The organism is Desulfitobacterium sp. LBE (genome assembly GCF_007830365.1).
GTDB lineage: Bacteria > Bacillota > Desulfitobacteriia > Desulfitobacteriales > Desulfitobacteriaceae > Desulfitobacterium > Desulfitobacterium hafniense.
Window position 1 is genome coordinate 3,475,632 of record NZ_VLKD01000001.1, and the last position, 25,411, is coordinate 3,501,042.

General features: G+C 47.7%; 26 protein-coding genes and 2 riboswitches. Of the genes, 5 read left to right on the forward strand and 21 right to left on the reverse strand.

Features of this window, described 5'->3' with window-relative positions:
- Positions 1-4: 4 nt before the first annotated feature.
- From DESLBE_RS16480 to DESLBE_RS16490, 3 genes are read right to left on the reverse strand one after another with little or no spacing between them, the layout of a single operon-like run.
- Entirely contained in the window at positions 5-838 is an 834-nt protein-coding gene (locus DESLBE_RS16480) for a metal ABC transporter permease (protein WP_144677632.1), read from the reverse strand.
- Positions 810-1,553, reverse strand: a complete 744-nt coding sequence (locus DESLBE_RS16485) for a metal ABC transporter ATP-binding protein (RefSeq protein ID WP_005815055.1) — start codon at positions 1,551-1,553, stop codon at positions 810-812. Before DESLBE_RS16485 ends, DESLBE_RS16480 begins: the two co-directional genes overlap by 29 nt.
- A gap of 10 nt (positions 1,554-1,563) precedes the next feature.
- Positions 1,564-2,562, reverse strand: a complete 999-nt coding sequence (locus tag DESLBE_RS16490; protein ID WP_015942540.1) for a metal ABC transporter substrate-binding protein — start codon at positions 2,560-2,562, stop codon at positions 1,564-1,566.
- Positions 2,563-2,742: 180 nt separating this feature from the next.
- On the opposite strand from DESLBE_RS16490, the gene DESLBE_RS16495 reads away from it, so the two are divergent.
- Together DESLBE_RS16495 and DESLBE_RS16500 are read left to right on the forward strand one after the other, a co-directional pair.
- Positions 2,743-3,438, forward strand: a complete 696-nt coding sequence (locus DESLBE_RS16495; protein ID WP_005815058.1) for a response regulator transcription factor — start codon at positions 2,743-2,745, stop codon at positions 3,436-3,438.
- Positions 3,431-4,741 carry a HAMP domain-containing sensor histidine kinase gene (locus DESLBE_RS16500; RefSeq protein ID WP_015942539.1) on the forward strand — a complete coding sequence of 437 codons (1,311 nt, stop codon included), beginning with the start codon at positions 3,431-3,433 and terminating at the stop codon, positions 4,739-4,741. Before DESLBE_RS16495 ends, DESLBE_RS16500 begins: the two co-directional genes overlap by 8 nt.
- 50 nt (positions 4,742-4,791) lie before the next feature.
- On the opposite strand, the gene DESLBE_RS16505 is transcribed toward DESLBE_RS16500, so the two are convergent.
- The 9 genes from DESLBE_RS16505 to DESLBE_RS16545 form a co-directional block, all read right to left on the reverse strand.
- Complete coding sequence (locus tag DESLBE_RS16505) at positions 4,792-5,400, reverse strand: ATP-binding cassette domain-containing protein (RefSeq protein WP_005815062.1); 609 nt, start codon at positions 5,398-5,400, stop codon at positions 4,792-4,794.
- Positions 5,400-6,212 carry an ABC transporter ATP-binding protein gene (locus DESLBE_RS16510; RefSeq protein ID WP_015942538.1) on the reverse strand — a complete coding sequence of 271 codons (813 nt, stop codon included), beginning with the start codon at positions 6,210-6,212 and terminating at the stop codon, positions 5,400-5,402. Before DESLBE_RS16510 ends, DESLBE_RS16505 begins: the two co-directional genes overlap by 1 nt.
- 12 nt (positions 6,213-6,224) lie before the next feature.
- Positions 6,225-7,094, reverse strand: a complete 870-nt coding sequence (locus DESLBE_RS16515; protein ID WP_005815067.1) for an ABC transporter permease — start codon at positions 7,092-7,094, stop codon at positions 6,225-6,227.
- Positions 7,088-8,065 carry an ABC transporter permease gene (locus tag DESLBE_RS16520; protein ID WP_005815068.1) on the reverse strand — a complete coding sequence of 326 codons (978 nt, stop codon included), beginning with the start codon at positions 8,063-8,065 and terminating at the stop codon, positions 7,088-7,090. Before DESLBE_RS16520 ends, DESLBE_RS16515 begins: the two co-directional genes overlap by 7 nt.
- Positions 8,066-8,184: 119 nt before the next feature.
- Positions 8,185-9,825 carry an ABC transporter substrate-binding protein gene (locus DESLBE_RS16525; RefSeq protein WP_015942537.1) on the reverse strand — a complete coding sequence of 547 codons (1,641 nt, stop codon included), beginning with the start codon at positions 9,823-9,825 and terminating at the stop codon, positions 8,185-8,187.
- Between the two features lie 301 nt (positions 9,826-10,126).
- Positions 10,127-10,317, reverse strand: a riboswitch (cobalamin riboswitch).
- A 148-nt stretch (positions 10,318-10,465) separates the two neighbouring features.
- Positions 10,466-11,569, reverse strand: coding sequence for a metal ABC transporter permease (locus DESLBE_RS16530; RefSeq protein ID WP_015942535.1), 1,104 nt, complete (start codon positions 11,567-11,569; stop codon positions 10,466-10,468).
- Positions 11,553-12,476, reverse strand: a complete 924-nt coding sequence (locus tag DESLBE_RS16535) for an iron chelate uptake ABC transporter family permease subunit (protein ID WP_015942534.1) — start codon at positions 12,474-12,476, stop codon at positions 11,553-11,555. Before DESLBE_RS16535 ends, DESLBE_RS16530 begins: the two co-directional genes overlap by 17 nt.
- A 1-nt stretch (position 12,477) precedes the next feature.
- Entirely contained in the window at positions 12,478-13,233 is a 756-nt protein-coding gene (locus tag DESLBE_RS16540; RefSeq protein WP_011458882.1) for a metal ABC transporter ATP-binding protein, read from the reverse strand.
- Between the two features lie 11 nt (positions 13,234-13,244).
- The gene (locus tag DESLBE_RS16545) at positions 13,245-14,186 is read right to left on the reverse strand and encodes a zinc ABC transporter substrate-binding protein (RefSeq protein WP_015942533.1); all 942 of its coding nucleotides are present in this window, start codon (positions 14,184-14,186) and stop codon (positions 13,245-13,247) included.
- 142 nt (positions 14,187-14,328) lie between these two features.
- Between DESLBE_RS16545 and DESLBE_RS16550 the strand changes: the two genes are divergently transcribed.
- Both DESLBE_RS16550 and DESLBE_RS16555 read left to right on the forward strand, forming a co-directional pair.
- A complete protein-coding gene (locus tag DESLBE_RS16550; protein WP_015942532.1) occupies positions 14,329-14,832 on the forward strand; it encodes an iron dependent repressor, metal binding and dimerization domain protein in 504 nt (167 codons plus the stop codon).
- 172 nt (positions 14,833-15,004) lie between these two features.
- Entirely contained in the window at positions 15,005-15,820 is an 816-nt protein-coding gene (locus tag DESLBE_RS16555; protein ID WP_015942531.1) for a GNAT family N-acetyltransferase, read from the forward strand.
- A 55-nt stretch (positions 15,821-15,875) separates the two neighbouring features.
- Here DESLBE_RS16555 and DESLBE_RS16560 read toward each other — a convergent pair whose 3' ends face one another.
- From DESLBE_RS16560 to DESLBE_RS16600, 9 genes are all read right to left on the reverse strand, one after another.
- On the reverse strand, positions 15,876-16,670 hold the full coding sequence (locus DESLBE_RS16560) for an ABC transporter ATP-binding protein (RefSeq protein WP_015942530.1): 795 nt from the start codon (positions 16,668-16,670) through the stop codon (positions 15,876-15,878).
- Positions 16,670-17,665, reverse strand: a complete 996-nt coding sequence (locus DESLBE_RS16565; RefSeq protein WP_012615319.1) for an iron ABC transporter permease — start codon at positions 17,663-17,665, stop codon at positions 16,670-16,672. Before DESLBE_RS16565 ends, DESLBE_RS16560 begins: the two co-directional genes overlap by 1 nt.
- A 182-nt stretch (positions 17,666-17,847) precedes the next feature.
- A complete protein-coding gene (locus DESLBE_RS16570; protein WP_012615318.1) occupies positions 17,848-19,401 on the reverse strand; it encodes an ABC transporter substrate-binding protein in 1,554 nt (517 codons plus the stop codon).
- Between the two features lie 122 nt (positions 19,402-19,523).
- A riboswitch (cobalamin riboswitch) is annotated at positions 19,524-19,705 on the reverse strand.
- 49 nt (positions 19,706-19,754) lie between these two features.
- Entirely contained in the window at positions 19,755-20,162 is a 408-nt protein-coding gene (gene tsaA, locus DESLBE_RS16575; protein ID WP_012615317.1) for a tRNA (N6-threonylcarbamoyladenosine(37)-N6)-methyltransferase TrmO, read from the reverse strand.
- A gap of 24 nt (positions 20,163-20,186) precedes the next feature.
- Positions 20,187-20,642, reverse strand: coding sequence for a MarR family transcriptional regulator (locus DESLBE_RS16580; protein ID WP_005815091.1), 456 nt, complete (start codon positions 20,640-20,642; stop codon positions 20,187-20,189).
- Between the two features lie 219 nt (positions 20,643-20,861).
- Complete coding sequence (locus DESLBE_RS16585) at positions 20,862-21,176, reverse strand: hypothetical protein (protein ID WP_012615316.1); 315 nt, start codon at positions 21,174-21,176, stop codon at positions 20,862-20,864.
- 182 nt (positions 21,177-21,358) lie between these two features.
- Positions 21,359-22,696, reverse strand: coding sequence for a radical SAM protein (locus DESLBE_RS16590; protein ID WP_012615315.1), 1,338 nt, complete (start codon positions 22,694-22,696; stop codon positions 21,359-21,361).
- 39 nt (positions 22,697-22,735) lie between these two features.
- Positions 22,736-23,200, reverse strand: coding sequence for a hypothetical protein (locus DESLBE_RS16595; protein ID WP_005815096.1), 465 nt, complete (start codon positions 23,198-23,200; stop codon positions 22,736-22,738).
- On the reverse strand, positions 23,197-23,403 hold the full coding sequence (locus tag DESLBE_RS16600) for a helix-turn-helix transcriptional regulator (RefSeq protein WP_012615314.1): 207 nt from the start codon (positions 23,401-23,403) through the stop codon (positions 23,197-23,199). Before DESLBE_RS16600 ends, DESLBE_RS16595 begins: the two co-directional genes overlap by 4 nt.
- A 455-nt stretch (positions 23,404-23,858) precedes the next feature.
- Between DESLBE_RS16600 and DESLBE_RS16605 the strand changes: the two genes are divergently transcribed.
- Positions 23,859-25,325, forward strand: coding sequence for an Msr family ABC-F type ribosomal protection protein (locus tag DESLBE_RS16605; protein ID WP_012615313.1), 1,467 nt, complete (start codon positions 23,859-23,861; stop codon positions 25,323-25,325).
- Positions 25,326-25,411 lie beyond the last annotated feature (86 nt).

A 25,411-nucleotide genomic window follows, 5' to 3' on the forward strand; every position in this document is an offset into this window, starting at 1 on the left:
CCGACTACATTTTAAACACAGTTCGTCTAAGCACGGAAATTATTTGCTTGATAAGCAGCATCACCACCAGGCAGAGGACGCCGAGCAGGACGATAGTACCTCCGGGTTTCAGCTTCAGGTAATAGGATAGAAACAAGCCGGTCACTGTAAAAACAACCGCAAAGATGACCCCATAAATAACCGTCTGCCGATAGCTTTTGCCAACCTGCATGGCGCAAGCCACCGGAACAACCATCATTGAGGAAACAATCAGTGCTCCCACCGTGCGGGCGGCAACGGATACCGTTACCGCCGTCAGTATGGTAAAGATAAAATTGATCACACCCACCGGGACGCCTGACAGCCGTGCCGCCCTTTCATCCAAGGCAATATAGAATAACTCTTTGTACAAAAGGATGAAAGCAAGCATAACGATACAACTGATGCCTGCTACCAGGATCATTTCAAAATCACTGATCGAGACGATGCTTCCGAACAAAAAACTGTTAAAATTAGCCGCATTTTTGACATGACCGGATAGCACCCCCGCCAAACCGATGCCTGCCGACATCACAATCGCGATGGACATCTCGGAGAATTTGGGGATTTTTTTACGGATAAACTCAATGCCCAAAGCCGCGGCGATGCAGGCTGTAACCGCGCCCAGGATGGGGTTGATTCCCATAATCAGGCCGGCCGCCACACCGGCCAGGGATGTATGGGACAAGGCATCGCCGATCATGGAAAGGCGCTTCAGGACCACGATGATGCCAATACAGGGAATAATCACGGCCAGCAGAATTCCCACGATAAAAGCCCGGCGCATAAAATCATATTCCAGAATGGCAATCACACTCATCGTTTCCTTTTCCCTCCTTCGCCAATTCCTGCCCGGGGTGCTTGTGCTTGTGTTCCACAAGGGAGCCTTCTTCCAGACAGAGAATCCTTGACACATACTTGGCCGCCCGGCTGATATCATGAGTGACCATCACAATGGTCAGCCCGTTCTCCTGATTAAGCCTCGCCAGCAGCTCATAGAGGGATTGTACGGTTTGGGCATCCACTCCGGTGGTAGGCTCATCAAGAATCATGATTTCCGGATCGCCGGCCAATACCCTGGCCAGCATAATCCTCTGCTGCTGCCCCCCTGAAAGCTCACCGATCATGCGCTTGGCGTATCCCTCCATACCCACCAGCTCAAGGGCCCGCTGTACTTTATCACGGTGCTCTTTCCCGGGGAAGCGGAGCAGCCCGATCTGTGAAAAAAGATTAGCCCTGACAATTTCCTCCGCGGTAGCAGGGAAATTGGCGTTGGAGTGCTGCCCGGCCTGGGGCACATAACCGATTTTCGGCCAATTTCTAAACCGGCGGCTATCCTGACCGAACAGCCGGACAGAGCCTGCATTGGGCACAAGCTCTCCCAGGATAAGCCTTAGCAGGGTGCTTTTGCCGGCACCGTTGGCACCGATAATCGCGGCAAAATCTCCCTTATAAACAGAGAAGCCGATTTTTGAAAAAACCGGCTCATTTCCATAACTGAAACCTAAGTCATCTACTTCTATTATGTTAGACATGCACAACTCCTTATTGCAATGCCGCTTTCAACGCCTCCAAATTCTGACGCATCACGGCCAGATAATCATCTCCCGCCGCCTGCTGCTCATCACTAAGCCCTTCAATGGGACTGAGCACTGCCGTTTTAGCTCCGGTAGCCTTGGCAATGGTCTCGGCGACTTTCGGACTTACCAGCTCTTCAAAGAAAATAACCTTGACCTCATGTTCTTTGGCGAATTCGATCACCTCAGCCATCCTGGCCGGATCCGGTTCGGAATCAGGAGCCAGCCCTTCGATGCCAATCTGATTGAGTCCGTAAGCCCCGCACAGATAGCCAAAGGCTTCATGGGAGACAATAATATCCTTTTTGGGCAGCGGGGCAAGAGTATCCTTAAATTCTTTGTCCAGCCCATCCAAATCAGCTGCGTACTTCACATAGTTGGTTTCATAATAATCCTTGTTATCCGGGTCGGCTTGAACAAAAGCATCTTTAATCGTCTCCATCTGCTTTTTGGCATTCAAGGGACTGAGCCAGGTATGGGGGTCATATTCCGCCCCTTCGTGCCCATGCTCTTCCTCTTCCTCATGTTCTTTTCCTTCGTCTTCATGCTCATCTTCATGATCGTGTTCATGGTGCCCTTCCCTGAGGGTAATATCTTTGGAAGCTTCCACAGCAATCAGGGCCTTATTCTGGAGGGATTCCAGAACATCCTCCACCCAATGCTCCATACCGGCTCCGTTATAGACAAAGACATCCGCCTTTTCCAGCCCCGTAATATCGGCGGCAGAAGGCTCCCAATCATGGGGCTCCATTCCGGCCGGGACCATATTCACTGGGGTAATCTTATCTCCGCCGATCTTGGCTGCAAAATCATACATTGGATAAAAACTGGTATAAACGGAAAGCTTTTCACTTTGACTTTGCTTATCATTCGTATTTGGAGAAGAGGAATTCTGTGTCTGGCTGCACCCCGCCATCAGGAACAGAACCAAGCCTCCAACTAGGATTTTACTCCAAAGCTTTTTCATTTTCAATAAACCCTCCTTGAACTTTTTGTGATTTTTTAAATGCATATAATTCGCATTCGCATTTTATTATAATTTGGAAAACTTTGGTTGTCAATAAATTTATTCATGCCCTCTCCTGAATTTTCTCAACGAATATTTCATGCTATAGTTAGGAATATAGCATGTAGAGGAGGGGTAAACATGCCGGAAAACTCAACCATTCTTGTGGTGGACGACGATCCTGAAATACGGGAAATCATTCATATCTTATTGCAAAGGGAAGGTTTCGCGGTACAAGTTGCCGCCGACGCAGACACCGCCTTGGCAACGCTCACCCCTGGGGTGGATTTGGCGATTCTGGATATTATGATGCCGGGAAAATCCGGATTTGAGCTGTGTTCGGAAATCCGCAAAACCACAACCATCCCCATTTTATTCCTGACCGCCAAAAACCAGGATGCGGATAAAGCAGAGGGATTTTCCTGCGGCGGCGACGATTACCTTGTCAAACCTTTTTCCTCAATCGAACTGATTTCCAGGGTAAAAGCCCTGCTGCGCCGCTATCTGATCTACCAAAAGCAAGAGCCTGCTTCTAAAAAAGAAGTCAGGCTCGGGGATCTCTATATCGATTTAGATACGGGAACCGTTGCCCGTTCGGGAGAAAAAATTGCCCTGACCAGTATGGAATATCAGGTGTTCCGGCTCTTATTGCTCAATCGCCGCAAGGTTTTTTCCGCTAAGGAAATTTACGAACACATCTGGCAGGAGCCCTTTCTTCCTCTTTCCAATAACACGATCATGGTCCATATTAAAAATCTAAGAAGAAAATTAGAGAAGGATGTAGGGCGTCCCCAGTATATTCGTACTGTTTGGGGAAAGGGGTATTATATTGAATAGAGCAAAACGTGAATATAAGCTGTCCCAAACCTTGATGATCACAGCTGTTTTGGCATGCCTTGCTTCCGCTTTGCTTTTTCTCGGTCTGCAATACCTATCCCGCGGCATCATCTATGATTATTGTAAAAAGCCGGAAGTAATTTCTGCTCACATCGAGAAAAAAATAACCAGCCTGCGGCAGTATATTAAAGACAATCAGATCTCTTTGTCGGACCTGTCCGAATTGGATAACTGGATGCGGGGCAAGGAATTAACGGAGATTGTGATTTATCACGACAATACGTTGATCTATAGTTCACATACCCTGTCACCGAGCTTTTCCTTTCCCAGCCAACCCAAATTTCCCGACTTTTATCTATGGCATAATAAATATATATTGACTTTCCAGGAGGGAACCGCTGAAGTTTTTATCAAGGATTTTTTTGAACACCGTTATATAGACTATATTACTTATTTTAATTTGCTGGTGTTCTTCCTCTGTTTTATTACCATCATGGTCTTTTTCATCCATAAAAAGGTATCCTATATCAATACCTTGGAAAAGGAAATAAGGATTTTAGAAGGGGGCGATCTCCATTACTCAATTACCATCAAGGGCAACGATGAACTGGCCTCTCTGGCCCAGGAAATTGATGAAATGCGCAAAGCCTTCATCGCCCGGGAAGACTACGCTGAACGGGTCAGAGCGGCCACCAATACCTTGATGGCCGGTGTCTCCCATGATCTCCGCACCCCTCTTACGGCATTAATCGGCTATCTGGAGGTGCTGGAAGGTGAAGATATCCCGGCCAAGGAGAGCTCTTTCCTTGGCAAGTGCAAAAATCGGGCCCTGCAAATCAAAGACTTGATTAACCATCTGTTTGACTACTTTTTTATATCCACCAACGATTATAAGGAGATTGACTTAAAGCATTACCCTGCTCAAGAAGTGCTGAGAGAGATGATCCATGAGCATATCTATTTAATGGAACAAAGTGGCTTTATGGTTTCCTCTACTGTTGAGCTGCCTGAGGGGACGATCAAGGTGGACTCAGGCATGATTCAGAGAATATTTGACAATATGCTCTCCAATGTGCAAAGGCATGCTGATCCTGCTCATCCGGTCCGGCTGTATAGCACCATTGACTCCGGCGAGTTGGTTTTAGTTTTTGAAAATCATAGTCAGCATTCTCTGGACCCTACTCCTAAAACAGGCTTGGGGTTAAATAATTGCCAAAAAATTATGCTTCTGCATCAGGGGCGGTTTATGTATAGGCAAAACGATCATGTATTTACAGTTCAGCTTGCTTTCCCGCTTATCTAAGTGCGGCATAAAGAGGATGGCCAATTTCAGGCCATCCTCTTGTCCAAAGATTACTCCCACGTATTCCCCACTTGAATGACCTTGTCACACAGGCGGTTCAGAAGACTGAGCTCATGGCTGACCACAATTACACCAATCTTTCTGCTTTGGCAAATATGGAGAAAACTATGCCAAATTCTGGCCTGGGTAATAGCGTCCAGCATGGTGGTCATTTCATCGGCAATAATATACCGGGTCTGTGGGTTCAAAGCACGCACGATACAAAACCGCTGCAGCTCTCCGCCGGAGAGCTCGATGGGCCAGCGCTTCCGCCAATCCTCCCGGATGCCGAAAGCATCCAGGATATCCTGGGAAGGGGTATAGGTTTCGGTTAAGACATCCTCCATTTTCCAGCGGGGATTGATGGCCTTTTCCGGGTGCTGATAAATTAATTGGACCGGGCGAAAGCTTTTTGGCGCCAAAGGCTTAGAATCCACGCTTACCCTGCCGGTCTGAGGAAGGATATATCCGGCTAAAACTCTGGCCAGGGTCGTTTTACCGCAGCCGCTGTATCCGGATAAACCAAGAACTTGGCCGGGTAACACCTTGATGTTCATGTTCTTAAAAATCCACTGATCCTTTTTATAATAAACCCCCAGGTTCTCTCCCAGCAAAGCCATTATGCTTCCCACCTCAATTCCTGGCAGGCAAAATCATTTTGCGGTAAGGCCCGCCATAATTTTCTGGCATAGTCTGTTTGCAGCTGTTCCCCCGTTCCGGAAAAAGCGGACACCGGGGAGATCTCTATGGTTTGCCCATCCTTAATCACAGCAACCCGATCGGCGATTGCAAGGGCGGACATGATGTCATGGGTGATGAGCATAACCCCGGCTCCTTCCCGGGCAAACTGCTGCAACTGTTTAAGGATTTCTGCCAGGGCTTGGGGATGGATGCCGGGGGTGGGTTCATCAGCTATGACCAGCTTTACCCCCTCTCTGACGCTGGTAGCAAACAGCACCCTGCGCAGCATACCTCCCGATAATTCATGAGGATAAAGCCTTCCGTCGCTTTCTTTTAATCCGTAATGGGCAAACAGCCTGTTCTGCCTTTCTTGTGCTCTTTGTTTAGCCAGGCCAATCTGAACCTGCTTTCCCACCGGCATCAAGGGATCCAGATAATTAACCGACTGAGGGATAAAGGAGATTTCCCGGCCTCTCAGTTCTTCTTTGCGCTTTTTAGTTAATTCCTGCCCACGATACATCATACTGCCGGAGCAGATGGCATTGGTAGGGAGAATTCCCAGGATGGCATGGGCCAGCAAACTTTTCCCTGAGCCGCTGGCCCCCACAACCGCAACGATCTCCCCTTCCTCAATCTCCACATGAAGATTGGCAATAGGCTGGATGACACGTTTTTGAGTTCCTCTAAAGTATTGGGAAAACCCAATGGACAGATTTTCTACCTTCAATAAGGGTTGTGCCGCTTTAAGCATGATTCCTGCCTCCTATTCGTTGGAGCTGGTCGGGTCCAGCAAAATTCTTAGTTGTTCGCCAATATTATCAAAGCTCTTGGCCACTAGAATCAACAGAATTCCCGGGAACAGGATCAGCCACCATTGGCCTGTGGAAAGATGGCTCATGGCTTCAGACAGAATAATCCCCACCGCCGGTGTTTGGGGTGACAGCCCAAAGCCTAAAAAGGTGAGGGCAGCCTCATGGAGGATGACATGAGGAAACATTAAGAATGCTCCAATCATGATTTGCGGAAATACGGAAGGCATGACATGCCTTCTGGCAATATACCAAGGGGACTTACCATAGCTCCGGGATAGTTGGATGTATTCCGCACTTTTGATCTGCAGGACTTCAGCCCGCACCACCCTGGCCAGTGAGGTCCAGTGGGTCATGGCAACACCGATGACAATGCCCCGAATCCCCCCGCCTACGATATAACAGATTAAAATCATGAAGATCAGGTGAGGCATACCGATGAAGAGGTCAATGAGCCAGGAAATCAGTTCATCGACTTTTTTACCGAATAGGGCCGCAGCGGTTCCGAGCAAGGTGGCCACAGTAACACTGATCACCGTAGCAAAAATTCCCACGGCCAGGGACAGCCGCAGCCCTTTCATAGTTCGGGTAAACATATCCCGGCCCAGCCAATCCGTGCCAAACAAATGCTGCAAGCTGGGCATAAGATTCTTGCTGGCATTGTTCACGCGCAGATTATCGTTGCTTAAGATAAAACTGAGAATAAGGATCAAACCGATCAGGCAGGTGGAAAAGCCGATCATCCAAATAATCTTCTTGCGCACATTGCCGGTTTTTCCTGGGTCAAGAAGAACCTCCTCTTTCCTTCCTAATTGCTCTAGCATCTTAGCTCCCCCCTTTTAATGCGCGGATCGACAATGGTATTTAAGATGTCCGCAATAAAATTGCCAATAAAGACAAACAAGGAAGCGATTAAAATAATTCCCAGCAGCAGGGGAAGATCTCCTTTTAAGCCGGCGGTGGTCAGAGTGCTGCCCAGCCCCGGATAGGCAAATACCTGCTCCGCCAGAACGGAACCGCCGAACAATTCACTGAAATAGGCAAACTGAATGGAAATAGCCGGAATAATGGAGTTGCGGAAACCATGGTTTTTGAAAATCTGCCAGGCTGTTTCTCCTCGTGCTCTGGCAAAGGTCACATATTCCGTATTGAGGATATCGATCATTTTTTCCCGGGTGTGCATGGCGATATTGGCAACCCCTAAAAGGCTTAACGTCAAGGCGGGAAGAATGAAATGGCGGAGGCGGTCCGCCAAAGTAACATCGGCATCCGCCAGTCCTATGGGTTTAGTCAGGCCGATCGGAAACATTCCCAGCCAGACTGCAAAAACAAGCAGTAAAATTAAAGCCAGCAAAAAGGTGGGTATGGAAACCAGAATATAACTGTACCATTTAATAAAGCGATCCAGCAGCTTCCCTCTTCTCATGGCGGCCACCGCTCCCAGCAGATAGCCGAAAACACCGGACAAGAGCCATGCTGTTCCCATGAGCGCAAAAGATGTCATGGCTCTGCTTTTAATAATGTCCATAACGGGGACTCTATACAGCTTGGACATACCAAAATCACCCTGCAGCAAGGCCCCTGCCCAGGAAAAATATTGTTCCACAGGGGATTTGTTAACCCCCCAGTATTCCTTCAGCTTTTCCAGCTGTTCCTGTGACATAGAGGTATCACTGATCGCATAGGCATTGACAGGATCAATCGGAGACAAATGGATTAACCAGAAGGTCAGGATGGATAAGCCCAGCATCAGGGTAATCATGCGCAGAAAGCGCCTGAGGATTTTTTGAGACATAACACAGCACCTCCCGTTTATAGAGCGGCCCCATTCAAACAGGTGCGTTCAAAACGCCAATGCTTCGGGCAGGCGTTTCAGACGCACCTGTTCTGATAGAGCGTTCAGCTTGATTGGCTTTAAGGGTTGATCGACCACTCCGTGATATTGCCAAACAGTCCAAATTCATAGCCATGGGAATGCATGAGTTGGTTGCCGATATTCACCTGATCATTGACAAGGTACAGATGGTCGACACGGGCCAGCCAAACGATGGGAGCGTCACCAAGGGGGCTGAAACCGGTTTTCCCATCCCATTGGGCCAGTTTCCAGTATTGATTGGCTTCTTCCTGAGTGCTGGCGTACAAAGCTTTCTTTATATAGTCATCAGAAGTGGGATTGATATAAGAAGGCATGTTATTGTACCCGGTATTGATCACCTGAGATGAATACATAGTATACAATTGATGGGGGTGAAGTCGGCCGCCTCCCCATAGGCAGGCATTGGCCTTGCCCTGGATAAATATTTCATCCCAGGTAGCACCGATGATATTGATCTTAATACCCAGACCAAGGGCCTGATCGGCAACAGCCAGGGCGATGTCACCGCGCAGCTGGTCACTGGAAGGAAAATATAAATCAAATTCGGCCTTCAGCCCATCCTTCTCGACAATGCCATCCTTGTTGGTATCGGCCCACCCGGCATCTGCCAGCAATTGCTTGGCCTCTTCAACCCGGCCATCCTCAATGACCGTTTTTTCATTAAACCAGGGTGTGCCATCCACAATGGAATAGGCAGCCTTTCCGTATCCGTCCATGGTCACATCAATAATTCCCTGACGGCTTAACCCAATGTTCAATGCTTGACGGATGGCCAAATGAGAGGTAATATCATTGCCGACTTTGACCTCGTTGGCGTTGATATACCCGGTTCCGCCGCTGGGCAGGACAGGAAGACTAATTCCTCTGGAATCAACGCTCTCCAGAACGTGTAAGGTCATTCCCGGCAGGGTTTGTCCGGCAAATTTGGGAGGAATGTAACAAATATCAACTTGACCGGCCTTGGCCGCTGCAAAAGCGGCATCTTCCCCCAGCAGCAGGAAGGTGAGTTTCTTGAATTGAGGCTCCTCACCATACCAATAAGGGTTATAGTCCATGATGATTTGTTCGCCGTCATTATACTGGGTTACCTGATAGGGTCCGGAGCCAATGGGGTTTTTGGAATAATTGTCATCATAAATATGTTTGGGCACAATGCCGATTTCGGAAAGCTGACTGACAAATGTGGAACGCGGCTCTTGCAAAGTAAACACGATGGTATCCTTGCCGCTAATCTCCATTTTATCGACAAAGGAAAGGTCAAAGGCGATGCCGTCTTCTTTCAGCATTTCATAGGTAAACAGGACATCCTCTATGGTAACCGGGTCGCCGTTGGAAAATTTGGCATCATTGCGGATTTTGAAGGTCCAGGTATAGCCGTCTTTACTCGTCTCAAAGGATTTGGCCAGATCGCCGACAAAAGTTAAGTCCTTCGTGGCTTTAAGCAGTGAACTGTGGGTTAAGCGGATTTGCCCGATGGCACCCCAGGTCTTTTTGGGATCGAACATCCCATAATCGGCCATTCCCACAGCCAGGACCAGCTCCTCCTTCTTCCCTTCCTCCGGCGCCTTTGAAGTCGTCGGGGAAGGACTGCACCCAGGCAGGCCAACCAAAAGAACGACAACCAGAATCAGCAGGGGAGCGAACCGCTTCCGAAGCAAATGTAACTTGGGCTTGTTCATCTTTTCTACCTCCATAAAAATAGTTAAACTCCCTTACCTGCACCTTTGCTCATGAGCGGGGAAGCTCCTCTTCCTCCCGGCAATTTAGGTATGCTCAAGTAAGTTAGCTGCCTCTAACTATAAAAAAACTCTTGTATAATTTCAATTTCTTTCAGCTAATCTTTAGAATTCTTCAGAATCATTGACCCAAAATCATTGACCCAAAACAAAAAAACCCTTTCCAAACGGAAGGGCTTTCTATCCTGTATTTAATAATAGTGTTCTGAACACGATATCCACCTCCCTAACATCCCGTAGGTTGTTTTGAATCCGGGGCATGAGCAGGTCTCCTGGCTTAAGTTCCTCATTAACTCCCGTCTTCCCGGATATAACTATCCAGTGACCTTATGGTGAGTTAACTCCCTTCTACAGTGGCGGGCACCGCGTCAGCTTTGACTGACTTCCCTTACGGTTTTTCCTCTGAAAAATCGTACTCATCCCCATATGAAATTATAGATAGAATAAGAAATTTCTTGCCCAATTACAATGTATTTCAGCGAATCTTTAGAATTCTTCAGAATTACCTTCTTCAGAATAACTGAATCTGAAACAAAAAAAATGGATACCTCCTTCACAGGGATATCCCTCTTTTCTTGACAGCTTAGCCTGAAAGCAAGGTCTCATAGCTGCGCAGGCTGGTCAGGCGCCCCTGTTCAGTCAGCTTGATCACGCTGTTGTTTAACTCAATACACCCTTCCTTTTGCAAAAGGGCGATCAGATTTTTCGTAAGCTCCCCATCCAGGCGCAAATAACTTTGTATCTCAGCAAGGTTTGCTTCACTTTCCTCGTGGTGATAAAGATGGAGCAAAAGTATCATTTTGGCAAAGCCTATTTTTTGACTGCGGCGTCTGCTCAGCGTGCTCACAAGCCCCCGGCCGGGAGCAAAGATAAAGACCAGCAAGAAAGAAATTCCCGTCATCATGGCCATACAGCCGGCGATGGATACGTCCAGCAGGGCTGCCGCCCGATAGCCTAATAAGCCGTTGATGGCCCCGATCACCCCGCTTAAAATCAACATCCGCTTTAAATCATCGGTAAGCAGATAGGCCGTGACCGGCGGGCCAATCATAAACGCTACCACCAAAATGGAGCCCACCGCCTGAAAAGCCCCCACTGTGGTAAGCGAAACCAGGGTCATCAGACCGTAATGGACCAGGGTCGGCGCAAAACCCAACACAGAGGCCAGCATGGGATCGAAGGTGGCAAGTTTCAGCTCCTTGAAGAAGATGATGATCACCGCCAGGTTAATAAGCAAAAGAATCCCTGTGGTATGAATGGCTTTCGCGCCCAGATCCACTCCCCCCACGATCATGCGGTCAAAGGGAGCAAAGGCCAGCTCTCCCAGCAGTACCGAGTCAGTGTCCAAATGCACCGAACCCGCATAGCGCGTAATCAAGATAATGGCTATGGAAAAGAGGAAGGGGAACACAATACCGATGGCTGCATCTTCCGCCAAAAGCCGCGTACGCCCCAGCATTTCCGTCAGCCACACGGTGACGACCCCCATTAATGCGGCACCGGCGATCAGAAAGGAGGAAGAAAGATCATGAGTGACAAAGAAGGCCAGCACAATGCCCAGCAGAATCGTATGGGTGATGGAATCCGACATCATGGCCATTTTCCGCAGCACCAGAAAGACACCGGGCAGGGCGCAGGCCACCGCCACAATGACGGCAATCAGTTGTATTTCAAATTGTGGGGACATCAGGCCCACTCCCTTCCAGTTTCAGCATCAGCTTATTCTTCCTGTGCCGGTACACCCTGTGCAGAATACCTCTTCCCGGGGCAAACAGAACACTGAGCACAACGAGGAGGCTGGCGCACACCACAATGGCCGGTCCTGTGGGCAACTTAGGCACCGCAGAGCTGGCGGCGGTTCCCACCACACCGGACAGGGCACCGAAAGCGGCGGCAAGCGAAACCATCACCCCTAACTTATTGGTCCATTGGCGGGCGGCTACTGCCGGACTAATCAACAGTGCACTCATGAGAATGACCCCTACCGTCTGCAGACCGATGATAATGGTCAAGACAATCATAAACGACAGCAGTAAGTTCAGCTTCTTGGGGGAAAAGCCCAGATTATGGGCAAAATCACTGTCAAAAACAAAGAGTTTAAATTCTTTCCAGAACACCAGGACAAGGGTCAGCAAAACCACACCGCAAACGCTCATCAGGATAATATCCCTTTGCAGTAAGGTGGAGGCCTGACCGAAGATGAAGCGCTTGAGCCCTGCCTGGTTGGAATTGGGGATCTTTTGCACATAAGTCAGCAGAACCATCCCCAAGCCGAAGAAGAAGGACATAACCAAGGCCAGAGCACTGTCAAATTTGATGCGGGTGTGCCGGACAATACCCACGATCAGCGCCGTGGCGGTCAGTCCGGAGAGCAAGGCCCCCAGCAGCAGGATTTCTGTATTTTTGCTGCCGAGCAGGATAAAGGCGATGACCACGCCGGGCAGGGCGGAGTGGGAAACTCCGTCTCCCAGAAGGCTCTGCTTCCGCAATACGGCAAAGCTTCCCAATACTCCGCTGATCATACCCAAAAGAGCCGAACCCAAGGACACTGTTTGAAACGTATAGTCATTAAGTAAGGCAAGCCAAGTGTTCATATCACACGACGCTCCTCAAAAGGGCACCGGTACTCCGGTAAGCCATCTTCAGGTTTTCCTCATGAAAAACCTCTTCCACCGGTCCGCTGGCAATCACCCGCAGATTGATTAGGGTCACCCAGTCGAAATAATCGGCCACTGTCTGCAGATCGTGATGGACCACCATCACTGTTTTTCCCTGCTCTTTGAGTTCCTTCAGGAGCAAGACAATGGCTTTTTCCGTTTGGGCATCCACTCCTTTGAAGGGCTCATCCATGAAGTAAATCTCAGCCTCCTGGGCCAGGGCCCGGGCCAGGAACACCCGTTGCTGCTGGCCGCCGGAAAGCTGGCTGATCTGGCGGGAGGCGTATTGCTCCATTCCCACCTTTTTCAGCATTTGAGCGGTCAGCTCATAATCCGCCTTGCGGGGCCGCCTGAACCAGCCCAGCTTACCATAGCAGCCCATCAGGACCACATCCTGCACCGTGGCCGGGAAATCCCAGTCCACACTGCCGCTTTGGGGAACGTAGCCGATGCGGTTTTTCAGGGCATGGCCGTCGCCCTTTCCCCCGCTGAAGCAAATTGCCCCGGTGACGGGCGTCAACAGCCCCAGCATCGCCTTAATCAAGGTTGTTTTGCCTGCCCCATTGGGCCCGACCACCGCCATCAAAGTTCCCTTGGGTACCTTGAGATTAACATCCCATAAAACTGGTTTGGCATCATAGGCCACGGTGAGGGTTTCCACCTCTACCGCATGCTCCATCCCCTTCATATCCACATCTATCCCTCCTATGCTTTTAAAGCATCCACAATCGTGTCGATGTTGGAGCGGAAGGTTTTGATATAGGTCTCGTCGCCGGACCCTTCCCCGCCCAGGGAATCGGAATACAGTTCCCCGCCGATGGCCACGTCAAATCCCTGGGCCTTGACCGCCGCCTGCAGGGCCTGGATGGTTTTGGGCGGCACCGAGGACTCCACAAAAATCGCCTTGATCCGCCGCTCGACGATAAAGCTTGCTAAAGCGCTGACATCACTGGTTCCCGCTTCAGAATCCGTGCTGATGCCCTGAAGGCCCCGAACCTCGAAACCATAGGCGTTGCCAAAATACTGAAAAGCGTCATGGGCCGTGATCAGCACCCTCTGATCCTTGGGCAGCTCGGCAGCCCGCTTTTGGATATAGGCATCCAATTCGTCAAGTTCTGCAAGGTACCGCTCCAGATTGGCTATGTATGAGTTTCCATGTTCCGGATCAGCCTGGGCGAAACCTTCTGCTACACCTTGGGCCGCTTGTTTCCAGAGTGTCACATCAAACCAGATATGCGGATCATAGACCCCTCCGTCGTCCTCGGATATTAACAATCCCGTTCTGTCCATACTTTTTTCTATGCATACGGTAAAGATGCCCTGAGCAGATAGGTTTTCAAACAGCTCACTCATTTTCCCCTCAAGGTGCAGCCCGTTATAGACCACAACATCTGCCTTCTGCATCCGCCCCACATCCCCTGCACTGGCCTGATAGAGATGGGGGTCAATTCCCGGCCCCATCAGACCGTTTACACTAACATGCTCTCCACCGATCACACCGGCTAAATCTGCAAGCATAGTCGTCGTGGCCACCACATTCAACAAACCTTCACCGGATTCCTTTTTGCCAGCTGTCTGGGAGCAGCCTGCCGTCAATAGGATCAGACTCAGTACGATCCCCAACATTCTTTTTAACTTTCTACTCATAACGAACCTCCTGCTATGTTTTTCTGGTCTTGGTGTTAGGTAAGGGAAATACCCTTTCTCTTGACTAATCCAATCTATGAATCCTAAGGAGGGAATGTTACGAATAGACTAGAATAAAATTTAAAAAAAGGATTGATAAGCTATGGATAATAAGTCCGGTTCTGAGTATCGTACAGTGCGCGGCTATCAAATAGCTAATTATCAGGAAAACAAGCTGACTCCTGCCATGGAGGATTATATGGAAATGGCTTGCCGGCTTTGTCTGGAAAACGGCTATACACGGATCAATAAACTTGCGGAGCTGCTGAATGTGCGTCCCTCTTCCGCATCAAAAATGATTGCCAAGCTGAGCGAGCTGGGCTATTTGCAATATGATCTTTACGAGAGCATTCTCCTGACCGAGAAAGGAAAGGAAACCGGCACCTATCTTCTCTCTCGTCATGATACGGTAGAGCAATTTCTGAGACTGATCGGCAATATGAATCCTCTGGAGGAAACGGAACTGATCGAACACTCCCTCAATGTCTCTACCGTACTGCAACTCCATACTTTGTTGGACTTCTTCGCCCAAAACGTTGCTGTTCGGGAAAGCTTTGAGACCTTTAAAAAAGCTGCTAAAGAAAACCCGGCTTCGCCGAGCCTTTGATTCATATCCCTAATGAAGTGAAATCGTTGATGCACCAGTGAAAAAATAAACGGACTTTCCCTATGCCGGATGCATAGGAAAAGTCCGTTTATTGGTGTTTTGCTGCAGTTTCTGGCAATTTTTGTGCTATTATACAAATAGAAAGGTACTATGTTAAGGCGGGGTAAAACTTATGGAATTTAAAAGAGTAACCTTAGACAATTTAGCTTCCGAACATATCTGCTGTGCCCTCACCGATCAAAAAGGAGAGTCCTCTGTCGCGTCAAAAAAAGCATGGCTCAGTCAACGCTTAGGCGAGGGATTGGTCTTTGACAAACTGGATGTGCGGGGAAAGGTTTTTATCGAATATATCCCGGCTGAAAAAGCCTGGTGCCCCATTACAGCCGATCATTATCTGTTCATTAACTGTTTCTGGGTTTCCGGGCAATACAAGGGTCAGGGCTATGCCAACTTATTGCTGGAGCGCTGCCTGGCTGATGCCAAAGCAAAAGGGATGCAGGGGCTTGTGGTTTTATCTGCCGAAAAGAAAATGCCCTTTCTCTCCGATCCGAAGTACCTGAAATACAAGGGCTTTCAGATCGCCGATCAAGCGCCTCCTTATTACGAACTGCTTTATCTTCCCTTCAGTCCCCAAGCAAATGTTCCCCAATTCAAAGCTTGTGTAAAGAGCGGTCGTACTGATGAAGAAGGCTGGGTTGTCTATTATACCAATCAATGTCCTCATACGGATAAATATGTCCCAATCCTCGTCGATCATCTCAAGTCAAAAAAACTTGCCATTAAAGCCATCAAAATCCAAACGACGGAGCAAGCCCAAAAGGCTCCTAATCCCTTTACCACCTATGCCCTTTTTTACAACGGCCAGTTCATCACCAACGAAATCCTTACCGCAAAGAGCTTTGATAAGCTTTTAATCAAAACGAACCTATCTCCACCAACTGTTCCGCCGTCACCATCTGAATGGCCTGCTCCGCTGCAGCGGGGATAACCTCGTCTGTGAAGCCGCTCTTGGAGAACTGCTTATAATGCAACACCCGCTATTCTTATATCCCCCGCACCGAGCAGACCGGTGCAATGATGGGTACACCTTGTTCATCATAGGTTATATTGGCGATCACCCCATAGACTTCTTGCAGCATGGCAGCCGTAATGACCTCCCGGGGCTCCCCCGCGCTGTAAAGAGAGCCCTTCCCATCCACCACTACAATATGTTGGGCATATCTGGCTGCAAGATTAATATCGTGCAAGACCACAATCAGATCCACATTTTGCTCCGCCACTACTCTCTGCAGCAGCTGACACAGCTCCAGCTGCTTTTGCAAATCAAGAGAGTTGACCGGCTCATCCAGCAACAGGACTTTAGGGTTTCTGACCAAGGTCTGGGCAATAAAGACCAACTTTTTCTGTCCGCCGCTTAATTCCGAAAAATTGCGGGGGGCCAGGTGTTCTATATTAAGGGACCGAAGGGTATCCATGACAATATCCAAATCTTCATCCGACACCTTATGGCTCAGTTCCGGCAATCTTCCCAGGATGACCATTTCCAAAACCGTCAGGGTCGATAGATCGACGTCCATTTGGGGTAAATAGGACATAAGCTTGATTTTATCTTCTGTACACATAGCGGTAAGGCTTTCCTGACCGTAAAAAATCTCTCCCTCATAATCCAGCAGCCCGAAAATAGCTTTAATCAAGGTGGATTTTCCCGCTCCGTTGGGACCAAGGATAACATTAAAGCCTTTGGCAAATTCGAGACTAAATCCGCTAAATACCTTATGGGAGCCTTTGCTTTTCTTATAACCTTTATAGGAAAAGTTTAAATTACTTACCTTTAACATCACATACTCCTCATTTTTTTACTGAAGATAATGGCAATAAAGAAAGGGATGCCAATGATTGAGGTGACCAGGCCGATGGGCAGGATGACCCCTCTGATAATCAGCTTGCTGATGACGAAAGCCAGACACATGACAAAAGCCCCCAGCAGTCCCGATAAAGGCATAAAAAAGCGTTGATCTTCACCCACCAGCTGGCGGGCAATATGAGGAGCGATCAGACCGACGAAACCTATGGTTCCTACAAAACAGACGGATACGGCGGCCAATAGGGAACTCACAAATATAACCATTCGCCGCACCTTGGCCGTATCCACCCCGATACTCCTGGCTTTGGTATCATCCAAAGTCATAGCGGTCAGCTTCCAGGCATTTTTGAACAAAACCAAGAAGCAGATGACCAGCACCAGGGCAACAATGAAAAACTTGCTCCAGGTGGTTTTCAACAAACTGCCGAAATTCCAGAAGATCAGGCTTTGCAGCTGATTTTCATCGGCAATATACTGCAGAACCATGGTCAGGGAGTTAAAAAGAAAATTCAGCGCCACACCGAAGAGGATAATGGCCGTTTTATTGATTTGCCGCTGACGGGAAAAGATATAAATGGCCACAGCCACCATAAGGGCAAAGATGAAAGCGTTAACCGTTACAGCCAGGGTTTCCGGGACCTTTAAGGATTTCAGAACATTGGCGTTTAAAATCAATCCCATGGCTGCTCCGAAGGAGGCGGCGGCGGAAATTCCCAGGGTATAGGGGCTGGCAATGGGATTGCGGAGGATGGTCTGCAATTCACAGCCGCTGATGCCCAGGGACGCCCCCACCACTACAGCCATAAGAGCCATAGGCAGACGGATATCCTTGATGATCATGGAGTTATGCCCATCCCCTTCCCCCGTGAACAGCACTCTTAAGATATCGTGAATCGCTATGGAAGAGGAACCGATGGAAATATTTAGGATCACCAGGGCTGCCATGCTTACGGATAGACCGATAATCAAAAAGATCCTTCTCCTGATCAGCATATTATATAATTTTCGGTTGGCATTTTCCTCATGCTTAATCTTGATTCACCCCTTAGTCTTTCTTGCATAACCGGCATCCAAAAGGGCCGCGGAGAGCCGGAGCAAAGGCCGGTCTTAAACCCCCTTGTGCCTCCAGCGTTCCGAAGCCCTTGCCGTTTTTATTTCTTTAGGGAAATACGGTCTTCAAGGCCCGTAAACCAGGTGCTGATATCGCTGCCCACCAGCATAAATTGATCGAAAAACTCATCAAGGACCGCTTCCGGATTCAGATCCTTAAATTCTTCAGGGTAGAAGAGCTTGGCCATTTTCAGACAAGGGTAAAAAGCATAAATGGAGCGGCTGGTTGAGTGGGCAAATTCATAGACATTGTTGTTTTTAACCGCCTGCAAATTGCTCCAGCCGGTTCTGTTGATAATATCATACTGAGGAGGTTCTTTCTTTTGCTTAAGACTGTCCAGCCAGCCGTCATTGACTCCGCTGAGAATGATGTAATCAGGATCGGCTTTAATGACATACTCAGGATCAAGGGTATTGCTGCTTCCTCCGGCTGATGCTTTATCTAAAAGAACGGCATCGGCAATATTGTCGCCGCCGGCAATAGCAATCGGCAGACCCCATCCGGAAACGCTGGTTCCCGTGCTCCCGTAGACCTCGGAATATCCTGACTTTTCATAATAGACCTTGGGTTTATTCTGACGCTGAGCAAGATTTTTGGCTGCAAGGAGTTCATACTGCTTATCTATGAACGCTGCTACTTCAGCGGCTTTTTCCCCCTCCTGGAAAATCTTGCCCAGGAGCTTCATGGTCTCCTGAACCGACTTATCCAATGTCTTGCCGGGAACATCGATGAGAACAATGCTGATTCCGGCCGCCGTAAGCTGTTCCTCTATTTCCAAGGCATATTTATGAGCGGCCATAGCTGAATTGACGATGAGGACATCGGGATTCATGGACAAAACCATTTCCAGGTCAAAAGGCGCGTTATGATCGGAAATCTGGCCTAAATGTTGGGTATAGTCCCCGACAATGGGCTTATACAGCTGAGCATATTTTTGGATACCGCCACCGCCGTCCTGTCCGGAAGCAACCAGCATAGCAAAAGCCTCTTCACCTTTCAGCGGTATAATATAGTCGATGACATCCATGGTGCTGATAGCATAGGAGGAAATAGGCAGGTCAAGGGTTACCTCCCGGCCTTTGACATCCTTAATGGTTATGGAACCGGTGGTTTCTTTCTTTACGGGTAGGGCACTCTTATTCAGAGGGGACATGATCGCCCCGCTCTCTTCTTCAGGGGCAACATAACCGTAGTGAACAGGATCTGCACCGGCCTCCTTTAAGGCCGCGGCCACCCCATTGATGATCCCCTTACTGGTCAGTGTCGCACCGGCAATCACGTCCACATCCAGGGATTGAGCTTCTATAATACGCTGGGGTATTTTCTCCATGGCGATGCCGCCAACATCCTCGGTTTCCGTATTTTCGCCTATGGTAATCTTTGTGATTTTTCCTTCCTGATCCACTTCCGTGGTCACTTCAAGATCTCCGTGATAACCGGCTGCTTTTGCCGTGTAAGTCCCGGCTGCAACTGCTTTTTCAGCCGGTGGGTTTTCCGCCGGTTGGTTGGCGGCTGATGAATTGCAGCCCCCCAAGAGTATGATCATGACCATGACCAATAAGGCAACTATTCTTTGGCTATAGCGTTTCTCCATTGTTCTTCACCTTTCTTCCTGACTTTTTCCTGACCGGAGTCTGAGCATCTGTCCTGGTTTTTTTATGTCTTCTCTTTAATTTTGGGCAAAGAAAATAAATCACCCTCCCCTCCGGAAAATGAATTGTAGTTTTATTAACAGGCAGGTCTCCTGGCTCGCGCCTTTATTTATCGCCTTCCCAGTCTTCGCCAGTGGCATGAAGATAAATAAATCTTTAACGGCGCTTACAGTAACGGGGGTTGCTCAGGATTTGCACCTGATTCCCTTTTCATTACTTGCGTAAACCTGTCAATAGTTTCTTATTCAGCTTTAAACAACAAGCTCTATCCCTATGTCATTAAAACAAGTTTCGTTCAATCGGCCACAGCGGCCGGGTCAATATAAGGCTTAATATCGAGTACGGGGGTATTATCCAGCATATCCACTCCCTCAAAAAACAGACGGTTGCCCTCTCTTTTCACAAACCGGACTGTGGACAGACCGATGCCGTTGGGCCGGTTGGGGGATCGTGTGGAAAACACACCCATAACCTGATTGTTTCTGCGGGAAAGGGTCATCAGCTTATATCCCTCGGATTTATGAAAGTAAAACAAAATGACCCCATACTCTCCTTCTTGGATATCGGCAATACCTTCCTGGTATTCTTCGAGAATTTCAATAACAGCCGTCGTTTCTCCCGAAAGAGTGCTTTGCCTGGGGGCTTCGCCTTTTTCCTTATAAGGAGACTTGATATAGCCGATCGGTTTCATTAAGATCTCCACTGACTTCTCCTCCTTAGGCCACTTTTATCTATGCCTGCGTTCATAATCGGCGATATTATCCAGCATTTTATACAAAATCCGCCTGGCGGTTTCCCGCTCATCCTCCGTAAAATCTTTGGCCAGAATCCGGTTTAATCCTTTAAACACTTCATGAAATTCTTGTTCAAAGTCCCTTGCTTTGGCTGTGACATAAACAATTTTCTTACGCCCGTCTTTAGGGTCTTCTTCTCTGTATACATAACCCTCTTCTTCAAGCTTTTTCAAGGCTCTCGCTGTGTTGGCCTTATCGATATTGAGTAGTTCGCTTAACTCTTCCTGAGTTATACCATCGTAATTAAACAGCAATTGGGTCAAAAATGCCCATTGTCCCTGTCCGATGTTATAGTCTTTGACATTTCTGCCGATATAGGTCTGGCTATAACGATCGATGGCTGAAATCGCTTTGATCAGTGATTTTCTTTTGTCTATACGTTCGTTCATGCTCTTTCCTTTTAGTTATGTCGGCAGCGTTCAGGATTAATTCGTTGCTATCGCAACCAATTAATCCTAAAAACCCCTATTATTTTGTTGTTTTTCAACACAAGTTATTAATATGCTATACTATTCAATAAAATCTGTCAACTACTCTATTGATAACTTTCTCTTATGGCGACAAGGTTTAACAATCCTGTATGATGCCTAATTTCTTAACGCTAAGCATTAATACAAGATAGGATTTAACCAGATAAGTCCAAGATAGGACAGAGGAAATCTGAACACAACAAATAGCAACACAGAGAAAACACCTGTCAGCACATATTTTTCATTGTCTCTATAATTTTGGAATAGAGGATTTAGGGCACTATAAATGCCGCAAAATACTAAAAGATACAGAAGGCACGCCATCAGATAAGCTGGAAAAGGCACATTATAACCCTCTTCAGGACCCATTATTTTCATTTCAAACTTAAGTGCTATAATGCTGAGAAAAAAGCTTATTATTAAAAGCAGGACACTTAACACTAATCTTTTCACTTTTAGTCCCCCTCCTCTCTTGGGTGACTTTAGAAAACATCGGCTCCGCCGCCGATAGACCGCAGGCCTATTCCCATCATATTGGCCCATATAGAGCTGCCCTAACTACTTTAGTTATTTGATAACTCACAATACATATCATCAATATCATGCTACTACTTAACCATATATGTCATTGAACCCTATTTTACCCTATAGGAGATCCTTGCCGCCAGCCGCCCTACCGTTCTCATGGGAATAATTCGCGCCAGCACCGATGTAAGCCCACCGAATTTACGGTATAAAATGTTAAATAAAAAAAAGGATTTGCGCTGGGCCTTATGTTCCGGCCTGCGGCGCCATATATTGGGAAAGGAATAAAACTCCCGGTAGATCCATAGATAGCCCTTATATAATTCCTCTGCCGTCATTCCCTTGGGCTGAAAGACCACATGAGCTGTATTGTACCTGGACAGTTCATGATCGAGGATGCGGCCTTCCTCTTTCATCCGGCCATGCAATTCTGTGCCGGGATAGGGAGTGAGAATATGGGAGGTCAGGGTTTCAATTTTGTTCTTGACCAGCCAGTCCAGTGTTCTCTGAAAAACATCCGGTTCATCCCCATCCAGACCGAATACCATGCTGGCATTGATCATAATGCCCCGGCTGTGTATTGCTGTGACAATCCTTTCATACTTCTCAAACTGATTATCCTTATTTACGCCATGCAATGAGGAATTATTGATCGATTCAAAACCGATAAAAAGGCTTTGGCAGCCCGTTTCTGCCATCAAATCCAGGACATCGGGATAGTCGGCGATTTTCGTGGTGACAGCGGCGCTCCATTTTAACTCCCTGCCCCGCAGATGATTAAGCAATTCACGAGTGTAGGCAGGCACACCGATGAAATTATCGTCAATAAACAGGATATGCCGGGTTCCCAGGCCTTCGATATCTCTGAGCACATCCGTAACGGGGCGGCGGATATACATCCTGTTCCGGCAGCTGTTGTAGCAGAAGCCACAGCGGTTGGGGCAGCCGCGGCTTGTGGTCATGATATTGGTATAGAGGTAGCGGTTTTTATCGATTCGGTGATAAGCCGGAGAAGCAATCTCCTCCCCCCGGAAATCCGTCATATCATGATAGACCTGCTGTAATCGGCTTTCTTCCGCATCTTCGATCATCCGTTCCCATACCCGCTCGGCAGCGCCGATACAAATGGCGTCGAAATATCCCCGGCATTCATCCGGACTGCTGGTAACATGAATTCCCCCGGCTACAACGGGTATCCCCAAACGGTGGAATTCTTCGGCAATCTCTACGGCTCTGGGCATGACATCCAAGGTAATGGTGATACCAACCAGCTCTGCGCCGCAAGCATAATCTATTTTCTCCACATTCTCATTCACCATGATCACCTCGTGACCCTCAGGTGTGAGACCCATCAAAGTAAGCAGTGACAAGGGAGGAGACATACGGGTCTTCAGATCCGTATCCATAGGCCTTTTATTCATTTTAGGCTGGATCAGTGCAATTTTCATAATCTCTTATCTCCACTGCTAGCTTCTAGCTTCTAATTTCTATCTCCATCTGCATATCAGCACATAAACCAAATCCGCCAGTACTACCGTCACCCAGTGTATAACGATGAACAGCGTAAACTTTTCTACAATACCGTTAGGTTCACTTAAAACCAGCAAATAGAATATGGCAATAGCAGCAAGGGTAAGAATCGTCGCTACCGCCAAGCACTTGATCAGGACGTCTGTGTGATACTCATCATAAGGATGCCTGCGCGTCAAAAGCATCAACACAACCAAAATGGATAGGGCTATCAAGACGTAGGCGATGTAAGCATGATATCCGGAAGCCAGAAAATAGCTCCAACCGGTCCAAAAGGAACTTTTGCCGTCCGACCGGCTGTAGTACAAAAGATTAACAAACTCAACATGACCGGCAGTTACGATAAAGATTAGACTGTAAAAGGCTGTAAAGAGGCTTAGACCGATAGCATTGGTGGCCGGATTCTTAAGCAGTTGCTTCATTTTCTATCCTCCTCAATGAAAAGAAAGAGCTCCTCAATGGACACCTTAAAAAGTTTGGCCAGATCATAAGCAAGCCATAGGGAAGGATTAAATTTACCTGTCTCTATGGCATTGATGGCCTGACGTGAAACTCCCACTTTTTCTCCCAGCTCTTTTTGGGTAAGTCCCCATTCCTCGCGCAATATCCTTACTTTATTGTGCATGGCATTGTCTCCCCCTATGATGTAAGGTACACCTTATACAAAACATAACAGAGTCTTCCCGGGATGTCAAGTGTACCTGACATTTCCCTTTTTTACGAACTTTATTGCCTTCAAAATCTTAGCAATTTGACAATCATATTCTTGAAGTGCTATAATAACCTGCAAATTTAGAGAATAAAGGGGACATAATAATCTATGTATTCCGTCCGTTTAAGGTAAACAGGCAATAAAAAAGCAGTAAATCCTTCCACATTGTGGGCTTTTTTGTTGTGTTTATCTTTGCGGGCAAGGACATGGAAAACAGGCGGGGTATAGCCATTTCAGGCTATCCTTGTTGTTGTTTGTCTTTTTTCGTTGATATGCAGATCGAAAGCCCATCTAGAGGCTGGCGATCTGCATTTTTTATTGCCATATCAAACTATGAACTATGCAATAAAAAACGGGAGGAGCCAACTATGGAACTGTTATTAAAAGCAACTGATATTTATGTGGAATATAAAGGCCGCGAAATATTGAGCATCAATGAATTGGAATTATATAATTACGACCGTATTGGATTGGTGGGCAGCAACGGAGCAGGAAAAAGCACTCTCCTCAAAGTGCTGCTTGGAGAATTAGCTTTGCCGGGATGCATAGTGAACGGAATAGGTAACTTTGCTTATATACCCCAATTGACAGAAGCCGCCTGGCAGGAATCTATAGACCATGCCCTGCTGGGCAAACTTGGTGTCAGCGGGCTGGATACACAAACCATGAGCGGCGGTGAAGAAACCCGCCTGAAAGTTGCCCAGGCACTCTCCGGCCAAGTGCATGGCATTTTTGCCGATGAGCCTACCTCCCACCTCGACCGGGAGGGAATTGATTTTTTGATTGGCCAGCTCCAGTATTTCTCAGGCGCACTCCTGATCATCAGTCATGACCGCTACTTTCTCGATAAGGTTGTAAACAAAATTTGGGAGTTGAAGGACGGCAAAATCACTGAGTATTGGGGGAACTATTCCGACTATCTGGGCCAGAAGGAGGAAGAACGCCAACGCCAAACAGCCCAGTATGAACAGCATGTTATGGAACGGGCGCGCCTGGAGCGGGCTGCGGAAGAAAAACGGAAACAGGCGCAGAAAGTTGATCAAAAAACGAAAGGAGCCGCTAAAAGGGGGGCCACTGAAAGCGGAGGCCGTCTCGGGCATCAAAAGACGATAGGAAGCAAGCAAAAAACTCTCTACAAGGCGGCAAAGTCCATGGAACACCGTATTGAGTCCATGGGGGATATATCGGCTCCCGAGAAAGCCCGCACCGTTCGTTTCCGGCAAAGTCAGGCGCTGGCTCTGCACAATCCTTATCCGATTACAGGGACAGAGATCAACAAGATTTTTGACAACAAGGTGCTGTTTGAAAAAGCATCCTTTCAAATTCCTCTTGGCGCCAAAGTAGCCTTCACCGGGGGCAATGGAACAGGAAAAACAACCCTTTTTCAAATGATTTTGCATAGAGAAGCCGGTATAGCCATTTCTCCAAAAGCAGAAATCGGTTATTTTGCTCAAAACAGCTATAAATTCAATCGCGACCAAGGCGTCATGACCTTTATGGAAGACCATTGCGACTATGGGCAGTCGGAAATCCGCTCTGTACTGGCCTCTATGGGGTTTTCACCAAATGATATCAAAAAAAATCTGTCAGTGTTAAGCGGGGGAGAGCTCATCAAATTATTGCTGGCTAAAATGCTGCTGGGGCGCTACAATATTCTACTGATGGATGAGCCCAGCAATTTTCTGGATTTGCCCGGCATAGAGGCTTTGGAAATATTAATGAAAAGCTATGCAGGAACAATTCTGTTCATTTCCCATGATCAAAGACTATTGGAAAATGTGGCGGACAGAATCTATGCCATTAAAGATAAGCGACTTTGTTTAATCAAAGAATAGGTATTAGGTATGTAGATGAATACAAACAGGGCTGATGCAAAACGAAAACTATACGATTATAGTTCGTTGAGCCCCAGCCCCTTTCT

Bases quoted from the DNA above. Each gene is read 5' to 3' on its own strand.
- DESLBE_RS16480 (WP_144677632.1), bottom strand. From the start codon at position 838: ATGAGTGTGATTGCCATTCTGGAATATGATTTTATGCGCCGGGCTTTT.
- DESLBE_RS16485 (WP_005815055.1), bottom strand. From the start codon at position 1,553: ATGTCTAACATAATAGAAGTAGATGACTTAGGTTTCAGTTATGGAAAT.
- DESLBE_RS16490 (WP_015942540.1), bottom strand. From the start codon at position 2,562: ATGAAAAAGCTTTGGAGTAAAATCCTAGTTGGAGGCTTGGTTCTGTTC.
- DESLBE_RS16495 (WP_005815058.1), top strand. From the start codon at position 2,743: ATGCCGGAAAACTCAACCATTCTTGTGGTGGACGACGATCCTGAAATA.
- DESLBE_RS16505 (WP_005815062.1), bottom strand. From the start codon at position 5,400: ATGGCTTTGCTGGGAGAGAACCTGGGGGTTTATTATAAAAAGGATCAG.
- DESLBE_RS16510 (WP_015942538.1), bottom strand. From the start codon at position 6,212: ATGCTTAAAGCGGCACAACCCTTATTGAAGGTAGAAAATCTGTCCATT.
- DESLBE_RS16515 (WP_005815067.1), bottom strand. From the start codon at position 7,094: ATGCTAGAGCAATTAGGAAGGAAAGAGGAGGTTCTTCTTGACCCAGGA.
- DESLBE_RS16520 (WP_005815068.1), bottom strand. From the start codon at position 8,065: ATGTCTCAAAAAATCCTCAGGCGCTTTCTGCGCATGATTACCCTGATG.
- DESLBE_RS16525 (WP_015942537.1), bottom strand. From the start codon at position 9,825: ATGAACAAGCCCAAGTTACATTTGCTTCGGAAGCGGTTCGCTCCCCTG.
- DESLBE_RS16530 (WP_015942535.1), bottom strand. From the start codon at position 11,569: ATGTCCCCACAATTTGAAATACAACTGATTGCCGTCATTGTGGCGGTG.
- DESLBE_RS16535 (WP_015942534.1), bottom strand. From the start codon at position 12,476: ATGAACACTTGGCTTGCCTTACTTAATGACTATACGTTTCAAACAGTG.
- DESLBE_RS16545 (WP_015942533.1), bottom strand. From the start codon at position 14,186: ATGAGTAGAAAGTTAAAAAGAATGTTGGGGATCGTACTGAGTCTGATC.
- DESLBE_RS16550 (WP_015942532.1), top strand. From the start codon at position 14,329: ATGGATAATAAGTCCGGTTCTGAGTATCGTACAGTGCGCGGCTATCAA.
- DESLBE_RS16555 (WP_015942531.1), top strand. From the start codon at position 15,005: ATGGAATTTAAAAGAGTAACCTTAGACAATTTAGCTTCCGAACATATC.
- DESLBE_RS16560 (WP_015942530.1), bottom strand. From the start codon at position 16,670: ATGTTAAAGGTAAGTAATTTAAACTTTTCCTATAAAGGTTATAAGAAA.
- DESLBE_RS16570 (WP_012615318.1), bottom strand. From the start codon at position 19,401: ATGGAGAAACGCTATAGCCAAAGAATAGTTGCCTTATTGGTCATGGTC.
- DESLBE_RS16580 (WP_005815091.1), bottom strand. From the start codon at position 20,642: ATGAACGAACGTATAGACAAAAGAAAATCACTGATCAAAGCGATTTCA.
- DESLBE_RS16590 (WP_012615315.1), bottom strand. From the start codon at position 22,696: ATGAAAATTGCACTGATCCAGCCTAAAATGAATAAAAGGCCTATGGAT.
- DESLBE_RS16595 (WP_005815096.1), bottom strand. From the start codon at position 23,200: ATGAAGCAACTGCTTAAGAATCCGGCCACCAATGCTATCGGTCTAAGC.
- DESLBE_RS16600 (WP_012615314.1), bottom strand. From the start codon at position 23,403: ATGCACAATAAAGTAAGGATATTGCGCGAGGAATGGGGACTTACCCAA.
- DESLBE_RS16605 (WP_012615313.1), top strand. From the start codon at position 23,859: ATGGAACTGTTATTAAAAGCAACTGATATTTATGTGGAATATAAAGGC.